Here is a 256-nt window from a genome sequence, read left to right as displayed (position 1 = left end):
ACCGGGCAGGCGTCACACCGTATACGTCCACTTTCGTGTTTGCACAGTGCTGTGTTTTTAATAAACAGTTGCAGCCAGCTGGTATCTTCGACTGATTTCAGCTCCACGAGCAAGTCGCTTCACCTACGCATCAGCGTGCCTTCTCCCGAAGTTACGGCACCATTTTGCCTAGTTCCTTCACCCGAGTTCTCTCAAGCGCCTTGGTATTCTCTACCTGACCACCTGTGTCGGTTTGGGGTACGATTTTGTGTTACCT

Annotated in this window: 1 rRNA gene; it reads right to left on the bottom strand. The window is 51.2% G+C overall.

Features of this window, described 5'->3' with window-relative positions:
- Window positions 1-256: ribosomal RNA gene (locus tag NNO04_RS22705) — 23S ribosomal RNA — on the bottom strand; the annotation flags it as partial.

Origin of the sequence: Citrobacter sp. Awk 4 (assembly GCF_028069725.1) — a bacterium.
GTDB lineage: Bacteria > Pseudomonadota > Gammaproteobacteria > Enterobacterales > Enterobacteriaceae > Citrobacter_D.
The sequence above is the reverse complement of the archived record's forward strand: the minus strand, read 5'-3'. Positions and strand labels throughout refer to the sequence as shown.